This is a genomic window from Mesorhizobium sp. P2_C4, from assembly GCF_056404575.1.
Map to the genome: position 1 here is coordinate 1,075,590 of NZ_JBFUDT010000001.1, position 14,743 is coordinate 1,090,332.

Annotated in this window: 15 protein-coding genes; 11 read left to right on the top strand and 4 right to left on the bottom strand. The window is 62.8% G+C overall.

Going from position 1 to position 14,743, the window contains the following annotated elements; genetic code table 11:
* Positions 1-120 precede the first annotated feature (120 nt).
* Positions 121-771 carry a S24 family peptidase gene (locus AC1DX6_RS05115; protein WP_477311631.1) on the top strand — a complete coding sequence of 217 codons (651 nt, stop codon included), beginning with the start codon at positions 121-123 and terminating at the stop codon, positions 769-771.
* Positions 771-1,658 carry a thermonuclease family protein gene (locus AC1DX6_RS05120; protein WP_477311906.1) on the top strand — a complete coding sequence of 296 codons (888 nt, stop codon included), beginning with the start codon at positions 771-773 and terminating at the stop codon, positions 1,656-1,658. Before AC1DX6_RS05115 ends, AC1DX6_RS05120 begins: the two co-directional genes overlap by 1 nt.
* Here AC1DX6_RS05120 and AC1DX6_RS05125 read toward each other — a convergent pair.
* Entirely contained in the window at positions 1,621-3,270 is a 1,650-nt protein-coding gene (locus tag AC1DX6_RS05125; protein ID WP_477311632.1) for a lysine--tRNA ligase, read from the bottom strand. The genes AC1DX6_RS05120 and AC1DX6_RS05125 overlap by 38 nt on opposite strands.
* Positions 3,271-3,428: 158 nt before the next feature.
* On the opposite strand from AC1DX6_RS05125, the gene AC1DX6_RS05130 reads away from it, so the two are divergent.
* Positions 3,429-3,842 (top strand): tellurite resistance TerB family protein, encoded by a 414-nt coding sequence (locus AC1DX6_RS05130; RefSeq protein ID WP_477311633.1) that lies wholly within the window; start codon positions 3,429-3,431, stop codon positions 3,840-3,842.
* 89 nt (positions 3,843-3,931) lie between these two features.
* On the opposite strand, the gene AC1DX6_RS05135 is transcribed toward AC1DX6_RS05130, so the two are convergent.
* The gene (locus tag AC1DX6_RS05135; protein WP_477311907.1) at positions 3,932-4,741 is read right to left on the bottom strand and encodes a transporter substrate-binding domain-containing protein; all 810 of its coding nucleotides are present in this window, start codon (positions 4,739-4,741) and stop codon (positions 3,932-3,934) included.
* A 310-nt stretch (positions 4,742-5,051) separates the two neighbouring features.
* On the opposite strand from AC1DX6_RS05135, the gene AC1DX6_RS05140 reads away from it, so the two are divergent.
* The 3 genes from AC1DX6_RS05140 to AC1DX6_RS05150 all read left to right on the top strand — a co-directional run bounded on the left by AC1DX6_RS05140 (position 5,052) and on the right by AC1DX6_RS05150 (position 7,300).
* Entirely contained in the window at positions 5,052-5,783 is a 732-nt protein-coding gene (locus AC1DX6_RS05140) for a helix-turn-helix transcriptional regulator (RefSeq protein ID WP_477311634.1), read from the top strand.
* Between the two features lie 96 nt (positions 5,784-5,879).
* Positions 5,880-6,518, top strand: a complete 639-nt coding sequence (locus AC1DX6_RS05145) for an acyl-homoserine-lactone synthase (RefSeq protein ID WP_477311635.1) — start codon at positions 5,880-5,882, stop codon at positions 6,516-6,518.
* 32 nt (positions 6,519-6,550) lie between these two features.
* Positions 6,551-7,300 carry an enoyl-CoA hydratase-related protein gene (locus tag AC1DX6_RS05150; RefSeq protein WP_477311636.1) on the top strand — a complete coding sequence of 250 codons (750 nt, stop codon included), beginning with the start codon at positions 6,551-6,553 and terminating at the stop codon, positions 7,298-7,300.
* A gap of 74 nt (positions 7,301-7,374) precedes the next feature.
* On the opposite strand, the gene ppk2 is transcribed toward AC1DX6_RS05150, so the two are convergent.
* On the bottom strand, positions 7,375-8,277 hold the full coding sequence (ppk2, locus tag AC1DX6_RS05155; RefSeq protein ID WP_477311637.1) for a polyphosphate kinase 2: 903 nt from the start codon (positions 8,275-8,277) through the stop codon (positions 7,375-7,377).
* Between the two features lie 112 nt (positions 8,278-8,389).
* On the opposite strand from ppk2, the gene AC1DX6_RS05160 reads away from it, so the two are divergent.
* From AC1DX6_RS05160 to AC1DX6_RS05170, 3 genes are all read left to right on the top strand, one after another.
* Positions 8,390-9,655 carry an ATP-binding protein gene (locus tag AC1DX6_RS05160; protein ID WP_477311638.1) on the top strand — a complete coding sequence of 422 codons (1,266 nt, stop codon included), beginning with the start codon at positions 8,390-8,392 and terminating at the stop codon, positions 9,653-9,655.
* A 106-nt stretch (positions 9,656-9,761) separates the two neighbouring features.
* Positions 9,762-10,487 (top strand): phosphate signaling complex protein PhoU, encoded by a 726-nt coding sequence (gene phoU, locus AC1DX6_RS05165; RefSeq protein ID WP_477311639.1) that lies wholly within the window; start codon positions 9,762-9,764, stop codon positions 10,485-10,487.
* Between the two features lie 91 nt (positions 10,488-10,578).
* Positions 10,579-11,586, top strand: a complete 1,008-nt coding sequence (locus tag AC1DX6_RS05170) for a magnesium and cobalt transport protein CorA (protein WP_477311640.1) — start codon at positions 10,579-10,581, stop codon at positions 11,584-11,586.
* A gap of 119 nt (positions 11,587-11,705) precedes the next feature.
* On the opposite strand, the gene AC1DX6_RS05175 is transcribed toward AC1DX6_RS05170, so the two are convergent.
* Positions 11,706-12,224 (bottom strand): GcrA family cell cycle regulator, encoded by a 519-nt coding sequence (locus AC1DX6_RS05175; RefSeq protein WP_477311641.1) that lies wholly within the window; start codon positions 12,222-12,224, stop codon positions 11,706-11,708.
* A 358-nt stretch (positions 12,225-12,582) separates the two neighbouring features.
* On the opposite strand from AC1DX6_RS05175, the gene AC1DX6_RS05180 reads away from it, so the two are divergent.
* Both AC1DX6_RS05180 and argF read left to right on the top strand, forming a co-directional pair.
* A complete protein-coding gene (locus AC1DX6_RS05180; RefSeq protein WP_477311642.1) occupies positions 12,583-13,782 on the top strand; it encodes an acetylornithine transaminase in 1,200 nt (399 codons plus the stop codon).
* Positions 13,783-13,799: 17 nt separating this feature from the next.
* On the top strand, positions 13,800-14,711 hold the full coding sequence (gene argF, locus AC1DX6_RS05185) for an ornithine carbamoyltransferase (RefSeq protein WP_477311643.1): 912 nt from the start codon (positions 13,800-13,802) through the stop codon (positions 14,709-14,711).
* The last annotated feature ends 32 nt before the right edge of the window (positions 14,712-14,743 follow it).

Below are 14,743 nucleotides of genomic sequence, written 5' to 3' on the forward strand. Positions count from 1 at the left end.
GAGGACCTCCTCTCGCCACGCACAGCTTTGTTTGCGATCTGCCGGTCATGCGGTGGACAAGTCGAAGGCTGCGCGTTAGAACGGGAGAGGTATTTTTTCCTGTTTTGAAGGGCAGCGAAATTGCTCTCGCATGACCGCGTATGGGCCGCCATCGACGCTCTGGCCGAGCGTTACTCCCTCTCGGCCTCGGGTCTGGCCAGGCGCGCGGGTCTCGATTCGACCGCCTTCAACAAGTCGAAGCGATTGTCCTCGGACGGGCGGCCGCGCTGGCCGTCGACCGAATCGCTGGCCAAGATCATCGAGGCGACGGGTGCTTCGCTCGACGAATTCACCGGGCTGGTCGAGGGCCGAAGCAATACCGGTTCAGGGTCCTCGCCCATGCAGCGGTCGGCGGTGCCGCTGCTCGGCTTTGCCCAGGCCGGTGCTGGTGGTTTCTTCGACGATGCCGGCTTCCCGGCAGGGCAGGGCTGGGATCTGGTCGAGCTTCCGGCGCGGTCGACCGAGACGTCCTATGCGTTGAAGGTGCAGGGCGATTCCATGCTGCCGCTGTATCGCAACGGCGACGTGCTGATTGTCGAACCGGGCGCGGCAACCCGCAAGGGCGACCGTGTCGTCGTCAAGACCAATGCCGGCGAGGTGATGGCCAAGGTGCTCGACCGCCAGACGGTGAAGTCGATCGTGCTGGTCTCGCTCAATCCCGACCATCCGGACCGCGACATCCCTTTGCATGACGTCGAATGGGTGGCGCGGATCGTCTGGGCAAGCCAGTAGTGCGGCTGCTGCAACTGGTCCTGGCCGTGCTGGCGGTGCCGGCCATGGTAGCTCTGATCGTGATGGGCGGCCGCGTCCTGCAGCCCGAACAAAGCAGCGTCGTCATCGATCAGATCGATCAGAACGATTTGGGCGCTGACCCTATCTCTGAGGAGCAGCCGGCAACCTCGGCAATCCCCGAAATTCAGCCCACCCAAGCTGAGTCTCAGTCTCCTTCGGCGCCATCGAGAACGATCGATCCCGAGGAAGTAGCACCGCCGCCGCTAGCGCCTGAGGAGCTCGAACGGGTCGAGCCGCGCCCGCCCTTGAGCGACCTGGCGCTGGCCGGACCGGCCAAGCCGCGCAGGCGAAGGGCGGTCGTCGACGACTGGGGCGGGACGAAATTGTTCCAGCCGGTTGCGTCCGCCGCTGGCCTGATCCAGGCCAATGGCTATTCCGTGGCGGTGTCCGGCATCGATATCGTCAAGGAGGACGAAACCTGCAGCGACGACGGCAAGTCCTGGGCTTGCGGTGTCAGGGCGCGCACCGCGTTCCGGTCTTTCCTGCGCGGCCGGGCCGTGGCGTGCAAGATGCCGCCGGAAGCCGACCGCGAGCTGATTGCCGTCGAATGCCGCATCGGCAAGCTGGATGTCGGCCAGTGGCTGGTCGAAAACGGCTGGGCGCGCGCGACCGCCGGCGGCCCCTATGTCGAAGTGGGCGACAAGGCACGCACTGAGAAGAAGGGCATCTTCGGCGCCGCGCCCAATCTTGGCGGCCTGCCGCCGGCGCCAATGCCGGTCAACGCGCCGACGGCGTCGCAACCGATCCTTGATGCCCCGGTGCCAGAGGCGCCGCCGGCCGGGACGGATATTACGCCGCCAGTTGACCAGCCAGCGCCCGCTCAATGAGCGCCCGCGTCTCGGCAATGCCGTAGAGCGCGGCGAACGAACCGAAGCGCGGACCGCGTTCCTGCCCGATCAGCACCTGGTAGATCATCTGGAAGAAGGCACCGGACACGCCGGGGCCGCCGTCCGGGCTCTTTTTGCTGTGGTCCTGATAGCGCTCGATCTTGCGCGCAACGTTGAGCGAGGCGTTCTGGATCGCTTCGCCATCGGCGGCCGGCGGCAATGCGGCGAGCGCCGCTGAGAGGTTCGTCAGTGCCTCGCGCTCGACATCGTCGGCGGCGCGGTACACTTTGGCCGGCTTCACGAAATCGTCGAAATAGCGGATCGCGTAACCCGTCAGCCTGTCGAGTTCGGGATGCGTCTGCGGGGTCACGCCCGGCGCATGGCGCGAGATGAACCCCCACAGCACGTCCTTGTTCTGGGCGTTGGAGGCGCTGACCAGATTGAGCAGCAGCGAGAACGGCACCGGCATGTCTGTCTTCGGCGGGTTGCCGTCATGCATATGCCAGACCGGGTTGCCCAGCCGCTCCTTCCAATCCTGCCTGGGGTAAGCCGCGAGGAAGGTGTAATATTCGTCGACGGCCCGCGGGATGACGTCGAAATAGAGCTTCTTGGCCTGCCGCGGCCGCTGGTACATATAGAGCCCGAGGCTTTCGGTCGGCGCATAGGCCAGCCACTGGTCGATGGTGATGCCGTTGCCCTTCGACTTCGAGATCTTCTGGCCGTTCTCGTCCAGGAACAGTTCGTAGACGAAATGCTCCGGCGCGCGTCCGCCGAGGATGTTGCAGATGCGGTCGTAGACTACCGCATTGGTCTGGTGGTCCTTGCCGAACATTTCGAAATCGACGCCAAGTGCTGCCCAGCGCATGCCGAAATCCGGCTTCCATTGCAGCTTCACTCTGCCGCCGGTGATCGAGAGCGTGGTCTCGGTGCCGTCATCGTCGAAGGTGATGGTGCCGGCCTTGGCGTCGACATGCTTCATGGGGACGTAAAGCACGCGGCCGCTCTTTGGCGAAATCGGCAGGAACGGGCTGTAGGTCGCCTGCCGCTCCGGCCCGAGCGTCGGCAGCATCACCGCCATGATCTGGTCGTAGCGCTCGGCGGCCCGCAGCAGCATCGCGTCGAAACGGCCGGCCTTGTAGTATTGCGTCGCGCTGGCGAATTCGTAGTCGAACCCGAACGTGTCGAGGAAGCGGCAAAGCATCACATTGTTGTGGTCCGCGAAGCTTGCATAGTCGCCGCCGAAAGGATTGGGGACCGAAGACAGCGGCTTGTGCAGATGCGGCTCGAGCGCTGCGCGATCCGGCACGTTGTCGGGGATCTTGCGCATACCGTCCATATCGTCGGAGAAGCACAGGAGCTTGGTCGCAACCTTGTCCTGCGTGATCACGCGAAAGGCGTGGCGCACCATCGAGGTACGCGCCACTTCGCCGAACGTGCCGATATGCGGCAGGCCCGAGGGACCGTAGCCGGTCTCGAACAGCACGGTCTCGGGAAAGTCCGTGCCCTTGTAGCGCTCGACGATCTTTTTGGCTTCCTCGAACGGCCACGCCTTGCTTTCAGCCGCTGCCGCAAGCACTTCGGGGTTGAGATCGATGATGTTTGATCCCGCCATGTCACTGTTTTCCAAATCGTTCGCCGGCGGTAGCCGGAAGGTGGAGTTCAGCCCGGTCTCTAGGCGTGCATGGCCGGAGCGTCAACGATCCCGGCGCTTTTTCCTTGCGGCGCCGATGCCGCCTTCCTACCTTCGAGGCCCGTTCGAGGAGTTTGTGAATGTCGTTGCCGACACCGCATGAAGCCCTGATCTACCTGATGGTCATCACCTCGGCCTCCGACCGCGACATGACCGATGTCGAACTGGCGCGGATCGGAGATGTCGTCCGCTCCTGGCCGGTGTTCGAGGATTTCAAGCAGGACAGGCTGATTGCCATTGCGCAGGACTGCCAGAAGATGCTGCAAGAAAGGGATGGGTTGGAAGGCCTTCTCGAGCGCGTCGCCGAGGCACTGCCCGAACGCCTGCGCGACACCGCCTATGCCGCCGCCTTCGAAGTTGCGGCCGTCGATCTCGAAATGCGCATGGAAGAGGTGCGTGTGCTGCAGCTCATCCGCCGTCAGCTCGATCTCGACACGCTGACCGTCGCTGCAATAGGCCGTGCCGCCAAGGCCCGCCTGCGCACGCTCACCTAGCTCGAGGCCCTGGGGTCAGAAAAAGCTGACCGGGACCGGATCAGAAGAAGCTGACCGGGACCGGATCAGAAAAAGCTGACCGGCCCGGATCAGAAAAAACTGACCGGGAAATAGCGCAGATAGAATTCGGCGAACGTGCCCTTTGTGGAAATCTCCTGCAGGGCGTAGTCCATCGCCGCCGCCAGCGCCGGATCGCCGGCCCTGGTGGCGATTGCCATGCCCGAGCCCAGATATTCGGGCGCCAGGTACGGACCGCCGGCAAAGCGGCAGCAGCCGGCGGCGTCCGAGCCGCCCAGCCAGAAGGCAAAGCGCATGCCGTCGCCGAAGGCTGCGTCGATCTTGCCGGCCTTGAGGTCGCCGTACAGCGCCTCCGGCCCGTCGAAGGGGACGACCTGAACGTTGCCGAAATAATCGCGCAGCATGCGCTCATGCGCGGAGCCGGCGATGACGCCGACGCGCTTGGCTCGCAGCTTGTCGAAGATCGGTTCCGCAAGGGCCTTGGTCTTCGGCATGATAAAGCGCGCCGGAAACTGCAGATAGGAGCGTGAGAAGCCGAATTTCGAGCGCGATTCCGGCGTCGCGGCGATGCCGGCGATGATCGCTTCGCCTTCGCCCTTCTGCAGTGCGCCCTCAAGCTCGGCCCAGGGCAGCGCCTGGATCTGGCATTTATCCGCGATGTCGAGTTCGGCGCAGATGGCCCGCGCTAGGTCGATGTGGAAGCCGGACAGCCGGCCGGCGCTGTCGAGAAAGTTGAAGGGCGGGAAATCGGTGGTTGTAAGGAATCGCAGTCGCGGCAGCGCGGAAAGGTCGGGCTTCGGCAGTCGCTCCTTGGCGTCCCAAAGCACCGGCACCTGCGGCTCTGCGGCACGCGCGATGCCGGCAAGCGACTGCGTCCCGATAAATATAAATATTGACGCCAGGGCGACGGATATCGACGGAAATGGCACGACTAAACTCCACCCGGTTCTGCCTCTTTTTTGGCTTTTGGTACGAAAACGGCGCAGGCACAACGCTTTTTGATTTAAATACGCCGATTTAGGGATATGCTTTAGTGTATTTTGCAAGTAGTTGCATGGCGTCGACTGGAGGGGGCAGTTGTAGGCGCCACAAAGGGAATACAGCTTTGCAATCCGGGGTTGATGGCTAAGTGCGGGTTGGGCACGTACCATTGGTCCAAATATCGGGAGGCAACATGGGGTGGATGTTGCGATGGGCCATTTCGATCGCACTCTGGAATACATAGATCAGCTGCAGCACGCCAACACGGCGGCCGCGGTCTGCGAAACGCTGCTTGGCGTGACCACGAATTTCGGCCTCACGGCGTTGATGGCCGGGACGGTTCCGCAGCCAGGCACGCCGCGTGGCCAGCAAAAGGACCATGTGCTGCTCTGCGACTGGCCTGTAGAATGGCTGGAGCGCTATGTGGCGCGCAACTATGTCGATCATGATCCCGTCGTCAGCCACATGAAACAGCTTCAGGCGCCGTTCCAGTGGCGGGAAGCGGCTCAGGGCATTCGCATCGACAAGAGCAGCGGCGAGGTTATGGGCGACGCCAGCGAATTCAAGCTGCGCGACGGCCTGGCCTTCCCGCTGATCACGCTTGATGGCCAGATCGTCATGGTCTCGCTCGGCGGCGAGGCCGTCGAATTGTCGGGCGCCGAGTTCGGACTGGTGTCGCTGGTCTCGACCTATGCCGTCGGCCGCGCCATGCAGCTCCACACCATGGCGGGCAAGACCATCGATCATATCGAGTTGACGCCGCGCGAGCGCGAATGCCTGCAATGGGCCGCCGTCGGCAAGTCCGAATGGGAGATTTCACAGATCCTCGGCATCTCGGAACACACCTCCGAGAAACACCTTCTTAACGCTAAAGGCAAACTCGGCGCCGTCAATCGCGTGCAGGCGGTCGCGGAGGCGATAAGGCGGGGCTACATTAGCTAGGTCGGCCGCGCCGACCTAGAAGTTCCTGCATACGTGATCACGTAATTTTCTTGCGAAAGCACGGCCGTATTTTCCTCTTGAACCAGGAGAAGACGGATGCTTTTTGCCCTTACCACCCAGGAATTGATGGAACGTCCCGACCTTTGGGAGGCAGTCCATCGTCTACGCTACCAGGTCTTCGTCGAGGAGATGGGATGGACCGATCTGAAGCGCCCCGACGGGTTCGAGGTCGACCAGTTCGACCACGACGAGGCGGTGCATCAGATTGTCATCCGCAACGGCGAGCTCGCCGGCTATCAAAGGATGCTGCCGACGACGCGGGGGCACCTGCTGACCGAGGTGCTGACGGACCTTTTTGAGGGGACGCCGCCTTCCGGCCCCAATGTCTACGAGCTGACCCGCTATGCGGTGGCGCCCGGTTTTCGCGACGGCCGGCGCGGCGTGTCGACAGTCGGCACCGAACTGATTGCCGGCTTCGTCGAGTGGGGGCTGAAGCGCGACGTCAATCAGGTGATCATCGAATTCGAGCCGATGTGGGTCCTGCGCGCGCTGCAGCTGCATTTCCTGGCAACGCCGCTTGGCTACCAGCGCACCTACGGCAACCAGCAGGTCGTCGCCACGCTGCTCACCTTCAATCAGCACACGCTTGATGTGGTGCGTTCGCGCCGCAATCATTTCGCACCTGTGCTGGCCAGGGGATATCCCGACCGGTTCGGCTTGAGGCAGGCGTCGTGAGAGTTGAAAGTACCGTGAGAGTGGAGAGTGTAATGAGTATCCATCCGCAAACCGAGTTCCGCAACCATACGCTAATTGTCACGGTGTCTTCGGATGACGGTCGGCCGGTGCTGGACAGGCGGGCCTATGAAAGCCTGGCCAGGACCTTCCACGAAGCTGCCGCTGACGACGAGGTGCGCGTCGTGGTGTTGCGCGGCCTGGCTGGCTGCTTTTGCCTTGGCGGCGACTTCTCCGAATTCCTCGATGCCACCAAGCATCAGCAGCTGATCGCCGCCGTAACCGACATGTTCCGTACGCTGGCGACGTTTCCCAAACCGATCCTTGCCTGTGTCGATGGCGATGCCGTCGGTGTCGGCTGCACCATCCTGTTCCACTGCGACATGGTGATCGCGTCTGGCAAGAGCACGTTCCGGGTGCCGTTTGTCGATTTCGGCCTGGTGCCGGATGCGGCGACCAGCATCCTGGCGCCACAAAAGCTTGGCTACGCTGGCGCTTTTCGCTTTTTCTGCTTGGGCGACACGCTGGCCGTCGAAGATGCCAAGGCGCTCGGTCTTGTCGCTGAGATCGTGGCGGACGGCAGCGTCGAGGACGCAGCCCTTGCCAGGGCAAGGCAGCTTGCCAAGAAGCCGGTCGCCGCGCTGTTGCAGACGCGCGGCCTGCTGAGAGGCGACACAGGCGCGCTCTGCGACCGCATCGACCACGAGATTTCGCTTTTCCAGCAGGCGCTGCAGGACGACACCACGCTGCGGCGGCTGCAGCGGATCGCCCGGCTGGTGGCTTAGAGCCGTCCCGGCGACGGAACGGGTGAATGCAAGACGGAGCTGGCCTGTCCCGATAGGACAGGCCAGCTCCGGGTCTATTTTTTCAGGAACGACGTTCCTTCGCCGACGATCTTCTTGTCCTCCTTGCCGATGACATCGAGATCGCGACCGTCATAGGGCAGCGACAACAGGATGCGGCGCATGACGGCCAGCCGTGCCCGCCGTTTGTCGTTGGCCCGCACGATGATCCAGGGCGCGAATTCCTTGTGCGTGCGTTCGACCATGAGATCGCGCGCCTTGGTGTAGTCGTCCCATTTGGTGATGCCGGCAACGTCGATCGGCGAGAACTTCCAGTTCTTCAAGGGGCTCCAGCGGCGGTCGTGAAACCGTTCGAGTTGGGTTTCCCGGCCGATGTTCAGCCAGAATTTGAAGAAATGGATGCCCTCGTTGGAGATCATCCGCTCGAAATGCGGCGTCTCGTCGAGGAATTTCTCGTGCTGCTCCGGCGTGCAGAAGCCCATCACCGGCTCGACGCCGCCGCGATTGTACCAGGAGCGGTCGAAGGTGACGAACTCGCCCGCCGTCGGGAAATGGTCGACATAGCGCTGGTAATACCACTGCCCGACCTCGGTCGGCGTCGGCTTGGTCAGCGCCACGTTGCGCGCTGTTCGAGGGTTCATATACTGGCGCAGAACGAAGATGGTGCCGCCCTTGCCTGCGGCATCGCGGCCCTCGAACAACGCCACCACCCGTTTGCCGGTCGATTGCAGCCATGCCTGTGCCTTGACTAGCTCGATCTGCAGGAGTTCGAGGGTCTTGTCATAGTCCTCGCTTTTCATTTTCTTGTCGTAAGGGAAGCCGCCAGCGGTCAGCTTGTGGTCCTCGACCCAGTCCGGAAGCTCGGGATTCTCGATATCGAACTCGCGCTCCTTGCCGTCGATCGTGATCTTCCGTGGACCCGTTGCGGGTGCGGCGGTCGTTTCCTTGGCATTTTTCATCGAGACGAACCCTTTTCAGCTTCCGGACTCATGCTATTGGGAGCCTCAAAGCCGGTCCAGCGGAAGTTTCCCGCCGGCCGACTGGGTGCAACGGCACGGGGCGTACGCGCGAATGGCCGACTTGGGCGCAGAGCAGAAAAGCACGTCGCAAGCCGTCGCTATCAGGCTGTGGAGCAGCCGCTGGCTGCTTGCCGCCGGGATCGTCGCGGTCCTGGCCGTCTATAGTTTCGCCGGCATGTCCGGCTATGTCGTCCTGCTGGCATGTGCCGTGCTGCTTGCCGCCGCGATGCTGCCAACCGAAACCGCGCGCCAGTCCGACGAAAGTGCTGCTGCAATCGAGGCGAGCGGGCTGCAGCGGCTTTCAGGCGAATATCTCGCGGCGGCCGTTGCCGATCCGTTGATCATTTTCGATCGCACTGCCACCATCGTCCACGCCAACGCCGCCGCCTTTGCCGCCTTTGGCGGCATCGCACCGGGCATGTCGCTGTCGTTGAAGTTCCGCGCTCCCGAAATGCAGGCCCTGCTCGACAGCGTCCTGTCGGGAAACGTCGCCTCCGATGTCGTCGATTACACCGAAAAGCTGCCGGTGGAGCGCACCTATCGGGTGAGCGCGTCTTCGGTCGGCCACGCCACCGATCTCTATGTGCTGGTGTTCAAGGACCAGAGCGAGGCGCGCCGGATCGACCGCATGCGCGCCGACTTCATTGCCAATGCCAGCCACGAACTGCGCACGCCACTGGCCTCGATCTCAGGGTTCATCGAGACCTTGCGCGGGCCGGCCCGCAACGACCCGGCGGCGCGCGAGCAGTTCCTGCAGATCATGCAGAACCAGACCGGTCGCATGGCGCGCCTGATCGACGATTTGTTGTCGCTGTCGCGGCTGGAAATGAAGCCCTATCTGGCGCCGGGAACCGAGGTCGATCTGCGCCAGACCATCGACAGCGTCATCGATTCGCTTGGGCCGCTGGCCCGGGAAAACGGCATCGTCATCGAGCGGACGTTCGCCGAGGGGCCGCTGGACGTGCCCGGCGACCGGGACGAGCTGTTCCAGGTTTTCGAAAACCTGCTCGAAAACGCCTGCAAATACGGACAATCGGGCGGGCGCGTCACAGTGTCGATCGCGCGCACCGATGCCGGTTCCGAACCCGGCATCGACGTCACCATCAGGGATTTCGGCCCTGGCATTCCCGAAGAACACATTCCGCGCATTACCGAGCGCTTCTACCGTGTCGATGTCGAGAACAGCCGCACCCAGAAAGGCACCGGCCTTGGGCTGTCCATCGTCAAGCACATCCTGACACGTCACAACGCCAGGCTTTCGATCAAGTCGGAAGTTGGCAAGGGCGCGGCGTTCACGGTTCATTTGCCGGCTCGCTAACGCGACACTATGTACTAACGGTTCATTTCTTTTTTCTGTCATCCGGCTAGGGTATCAGCGGAGGATTCGAGGAAACGACTCAAGATCCCGGAAAGGCATTTCGTCCATGCAGTCCGTGCATATCGTCAGCGCCTATGATGAAGAGCTGAAGTACCTGTCGAAGCGCATCGCTGCGATGGGTGGGCACGCCGAGCGCATGGTCGAACAGGCGATCTCGGCTCTGGTCAACGCCGATCCCGGCCTCGCCCAGAAAGTCATCCGCGACGACATCGTGCTCGATGAAGGGCAGCGCGAGATCGACGACAAGGCCATCGTCATCATCGCCAAGCGCCAGCCGATGGCGACGGACCTGCGCGAGATCGTCGGTGCGATCCGCATCTCGGCCGACATCGAACGCGTTGGCGATCTCGGCAAGAATGTCGCCAAGCGGGTCGTCGCCGTCACTGACGGTCGCCAGCCGACCAGCCTGTTCCGCGGTCTCGAGGCATTGGCAAACCTGGCGCTTACACAGCTCAAGGAAGTGCTCGACGTCTATGCGTCGCGCTCGGTGGAGAAGATCGGCTTCGTGCGCGACCGCGACGACCAGATCGACGCCATGTACACCTCGCTGTTTCGCGAATTGCTGACCTACATGATGGAAGACCCGCGCAACATCACGCCGTGCACGCATCTCCTGTTTTGCGCCAAGAACATCGAGCGCATCGGCGATCATGCCACCAATATCGCCGAGACGATCTACTACATCGTCACCGGCGAGCAGATGCCGGCCGAGCGGCCGAAGGGCGACAAGACCGACAAGATCGGTGCTCCCGCAACGCTACCGGTGAAGTGAACGGTCGCCACTCGAACGCTTCATCCTATTGCGCTAAACTATCCGGACGTTAAGCTTCTCGTTCCCTAGGCCACGTTTTCAGGAGGCCGCGATGGAATATGTCCGAGAGTTCGCCCCTGCACCGCCAACGGCGGGCATCATCGCTTCCAGTGTCTATACAGCAGGCCGGCGTGTCGCCGACATTCCCATCGAGGAAGCCGGCGAATGGGCCAAGAAGTCCGGCCACGTCGTCTGGATCGGCCTGCTTGAGCCCGACCGCGAGCTCTTGCTGCGCGTCAAGGCGCAATTCCAACTGCATGAACTGGCGATCGAAGATGCCGAACATCCGCACCAGCGGCCGAAGATCGAGCAATATGGCGACGCCTTGTTCATCGTTGCCCGCACCGCTCAGCTGATCGATGGCCGCGTCACCTTCGGCGAGACGCATCTGTTCGTCGGCTCAGGCTATATCGTCAGCGTCAGGCACGGTCCGTCGACCTCCTATGCCGCCGTTCGCCAGCATTGGGAGAGCTGCCCGCATTCGCTGGCCAAGGGCGAGGATTTCGTCCTCTACGCAATCCTCGATTTCATCGTCGACAATTACATGCCCGTGCTCGAACAGATCGAGGACGAGGTCGAGGTGATCGAGGACAGGGTCCTGCTGAAGCCGATGACCGGTCCCGACATCGAGCGGCTCTATATGCTGCGCCGCGATCTGTTGCGCCTGCGCAACGCGGCATTGCCGCTGGTGGAAGTCTGTCGCCGCTTGACCAGCGCCGACCTGCCGCAGATCCACACCGCCATGCATCCACTGTTTCGCGACGTCACCGACCACATCCGCACCGTCCAGGAGAAGATCGACAGTTTGCGAGAGGTGCTGGCCTTCGCCTTCGAGGCCAGCCTGCTGGTCGGCCAGAGCCAGGAAACGGCGATCTCCAAGAAACTCGCTTCATGGGCCGCTATCCTCGCGGTGCCGACCGCGTTCGCCGGCATTTACGGCATGAATTTCAGCGACATGCCTGAACTGAAGATGGAATACGGCTACCCGGTGGTGCTGGCGACGATCGCCCTGATCTGCTCGTTCCTGTACTGGCGGTTTCGCAAGAACGGCTGGCTGTAAGAGAGCGAGTAGCGAATAGCGCACAAAAAACGGCTTGCCCCTGTTACGGAAGCCAAGCCGTTCTATTCGCTATTCGCTATTCGCTATTCGCTATTCGCTATTCGCTATTCGCTATTCGCTCAGCGACTCCGCCGCCGCTCCGAAGCCGGCTGGAACGCAACCCGCGCATGGTACTTGCAATATGGTCCGGTTTCGGCGGCGTCGTTGCCGCAGAAGTGGAAATCCTCCGAAAGCGGATCGCCATTCGGCCATTTGCAGGTGCGCTCGGTCAGCTCGACGAGCTGCAGATGCCGCGAGATCGGCAGGACGACATTCTCGACCGGGCGGATATAGTGGCGCGCCACCGGTTCGGCATCGAACTGCGTCTGGAGCGCGTTGGCGCCGATCGAGGTGGTGACATGGCGCGTGGCACTTGCGGCGCGCGCCACCGATTTCTGGATGGTCGACCCCTGCACCGCCTTCTTCTGGCGCGCCGGCGTCGCGGTCGAGCGTCCGCGGCCCGACAGCTTCAGCCGGTGCACCTTGCCGATGACCGCGTTACGGCTGACCCCACCAAGCTGTGCGGCAATCTGGCTGGCGCTCAGACCCTCCGACCACAATTTCCTGAGAAGTTCGACCCGCTCGTCAGTCCAGTTCATGAGACCGCGCTCCTGTAAGCGTGCGACGGCCGGAATCCATTCCCGACCCGGCAATTTTTTGCCGGGGCAGACACCACATATATCAGGTGATTAGGTCCGCCGCACGAAATCTAGTTATTTCCCGACTACAATTACCTCATGCGCTGACTCGGTGACAAGAGTCCGAAGTGCAACACGAATCGGTTTTTTAGGTTTTCCCCAACTTGCCCGGTCGCTTATGAGCCGGCGTCTCGTCGGAGGGCTTGCCGCGCGCCTTTGCACGACGTTTTCGTTGACTTCATGGCCGAAAAACACGATAAGCCGCAAAGGCCGCCGCTTGGGCGGCTTTTTTGATTTTCCGGTTCCGGAGACGCATATAATGAGCGGTTCGGCGCTTTTCGAGACCTTTGCTCGCGCACCCCTGGCTTTCGACCACGGGGAAGGCACTTGGCTGGTCACTGACAAGGGCGAGCGATATCTCGATTTTGCCGGCGGTATCGCCGTGAACTCGCTTGGCCACAGCCATCCGCACCTGGTCGCCGCGCTCACCGAGCAGGCAGCCAAGCTCTGGCACGTCTCCAACCTCTACGAGATTCCGGCGCAGAGCAGGCTCGGCGAACGGCTGGCCGACGCGACTTTCGCCGACAAGGTGTTCTTCACCAATTCCGGCGCCGAGGCGCTGGAATGCGCCATCAAGACGGCGCGGCGCTATCAATTCGTCAACGGCCATCCCGAGCGCTTCCGCGTCATCACCTTCGAAGGCGCCTTCCATGGCCGCACCCTGGCGACCATCGCCGCCGGCGGCCAGTATAAATACCTGGAAGGCTTTGGCCCCAAGGTCGAAGGTTTCGACCAGGTCGGCTTCGACGACATCGACGCCGCCGAAAAGGCGATCACGCCGGAGACAGCGGCGATCCTGATCGAGCCGGTGCAAGGCGAGGGCGGTATCCGCCCGGTGCCGACGCAGTCGCTGAAGCGGCTGCGGCAGCTGTGCGAACAGCACGGCCTGCTGCTGATCTTCGACGAGGTCCAGTGCGGCATCGGCCGCACCGGAAAGCTGTTCGCGCATGAATGGTCGGGCGTCACCCCTGACCTGATGGCGATTGCCAAGGGTATCGGCGGTGGCTTCCCGATGGGCGCCTGCCTTGCCACCGACGAGGCCGCGGTCGGCATGACCGCAGGCGTGCACGGGACAACGTTCGGCGGCAATCCGCTGGCCATGGCCGTCGGCAACGCCGTGCTCGACGTGGTGCTGGAAGACGGCTTCCTCGAGGACGTCCAGCGCAAGGCGCTGCTGATGAAACAGGGGCTGGCGGCTGTTGCCGACGAATTTCCCGATGTCATCGAAGGCATCAGAGGCACCGGGCTGATGCTCGGCCTCAAATGCGCGATGCCCAACACCAAGGTCAACATGGCGCTGCGCGACCAGCATTTGCTGGCGGTGCCGGCCGGCGACAACGTCATTCGCCTGCTGCCGCCGCTCACCGTTACCGACGCCGAGATCCACGAGGCGCTCGACCGCATCCGCGCCGGTGCCCGGGGCCTGGCGGATGCCATCGCCGCGGCTGCCGCGAAGTAATCCCGGAACCATTCCTGATGTCACTTCGCCATTTCACCGATCTTTCCGCCGTTTCCGAAGGCGACCTGCGCTTCATGCTGGACGACGCGGTGGTCCGAAAGGCCAGGCTCAAGGCCGGCGAGCGGACCAGGCCGCTCGAAGGCAAGGTGCTGGCGATGATCTTCGACAAGCCGTCGACGCGCACGCGCGTGTCGTTCGACGTCGGCATGCGCCAGCTCGGCGGCGAGACCATCATGCTGACCGGGACCGAGATGCAGCTCGGCCGCTCCGAAACCATCGCCGACACCGCCAAGGTGCTGTCGCGCTATGTCGACGCGATCATGATCCGCACCACCTCGCATGAGCGGCTGCTGGAGCTGACCGAGAACGCGACCATTCCTGTCATCAACGGGCTGACCGACGACACCCATCCTTGCCAGCTGATGGCCGACATCATGACCTTCGAGGAACATCGCGGTCCGGTGGCCGGCAAGACCATCGCCTGGACCGGCGACGGCAACAATGTGCTGCATTCGCTGCTGGAGGCCTCGGCGCGGTTCAGCTTCAACCTGAATGTCGCCGTGCCCGAAGGCAGCGAGCCGGCGCAGAAGCACATCGACTGGTCGAAGGCGAATGGCGGCAAGCTCAGCTTCACCCGCTCGCCCGAGGAAGCCGTTCATGAGGCCGATTGCATCGTCACCGACTGCTGGGTGTCGATGGGCCAGGAGCATCGCGCCCGCGGCCACAATGTGTTCTCGCCCTACCAGGTTAACGCGGCGCTGATGGCGAAGGCCAAGCCCGACGCCCTGTTCATGCACTGCTTGCCGGCGCATCGCGGCGAGGAGGTCACCGACGAGGTCATCGACGGGCCGCATTCGGTGGTGTTCGACGAGGCCGAGAACAGGCTTCATGCCCAGAAGGCGGTGCTCGCCTGGTGTCTTGGCGCTTGAAGTGTCTGGGCGCCTGAGGTGTCTGGGCGCTT

Excerpts from the sequence above, each read along its gene's own strand:
- AC1DX6_RS05125 (WP_477311632.1), bottom strand. The coding sequence starts at position 3,270 with ATGGCGGGATCAAACATCATCGATCTCAACCCCGAAGTGCTTGCGGCA.
- AC1DX6_RS05130 (WP_477311633.1), top strand. The coding sequence starts at position 3,429 with ATGTCGTTGCCGACACCGCATGAAGCCCTGATCTACCTGATGGTCATC.
- AC1DX6_RS05140 (WP_477311634.1), top strand. The coding sequence starts at position 5,052 with ATGGGCCATTTCGATCGCACTCTGGAATACATAGATCAGCTGCAGCAC.
- AC1DX6_RS05145 (WP_477311635.1), top strand. The coding sequence starts at position 5,880 with ATGCTTTTTGCCCTTACCACCCAGGAATTGATGGAACGTCCCGACCTT.
- AC1DX6_RS05150 (WP_477311636.1), top strand. The coding sequence starts at position 6,551 with ATGAGTATCCATCCGCAAACCGAGTTCCGCAACCATACGCTAATTGTC.
- ppk2 (WP_477311637.1), bottom strand. The coding sequence starts at position 8,277 with ATGAAAAATGCCAAGGAAACGACCGCCGCACCCGCAACGGGTCCACGG.
- AC1DX6_RS05160 (WP_477311638.1), top strand. The coding sequence starts at position 8,390 with ATGGCCGACTTGGGCGCAGAGCAGAAAAGCACGTCGCAAGCCGTCGCT.
- phoU (WP_477311639.1), top strand. The coding sequence starts at position 9,762 with ATGCAGTCCGTGCATATCGTCAGCGCCTATGATGAAGAGCTGAAGTAC.
- AC1DX6_RS05170 (WP_477311640.1), top strand. The coding sequence starts at position 10,579 with ATGGAATATGTCCGAGAGTTCGCCCCTGCACCGCCAACGGCGGGCATC.
- AC1DX6_RS05175 (WP_477311641.1), bottom strand. The coding sequence starts at position 12,224 with ATGAACTGGACTGACGAGCGGGTCGAACTTCTCAGGAAATTGTGGTCG.
- AC1DX6_RS05180 (WP_477311642.1), top strand. The coding sequence starts at position 12,583 with ATGAGCGGTTCGGCGCTTTTCGAGACCTTTGCTCGCGCACCCCTGGCT.
- argF (WP_477311643.1), top strand. The coding sequence starts at position 13,800 with ATGTCACTTCGCCATTTCACCGATCTTTCCGCCGTTTCCGAAGGCGAC.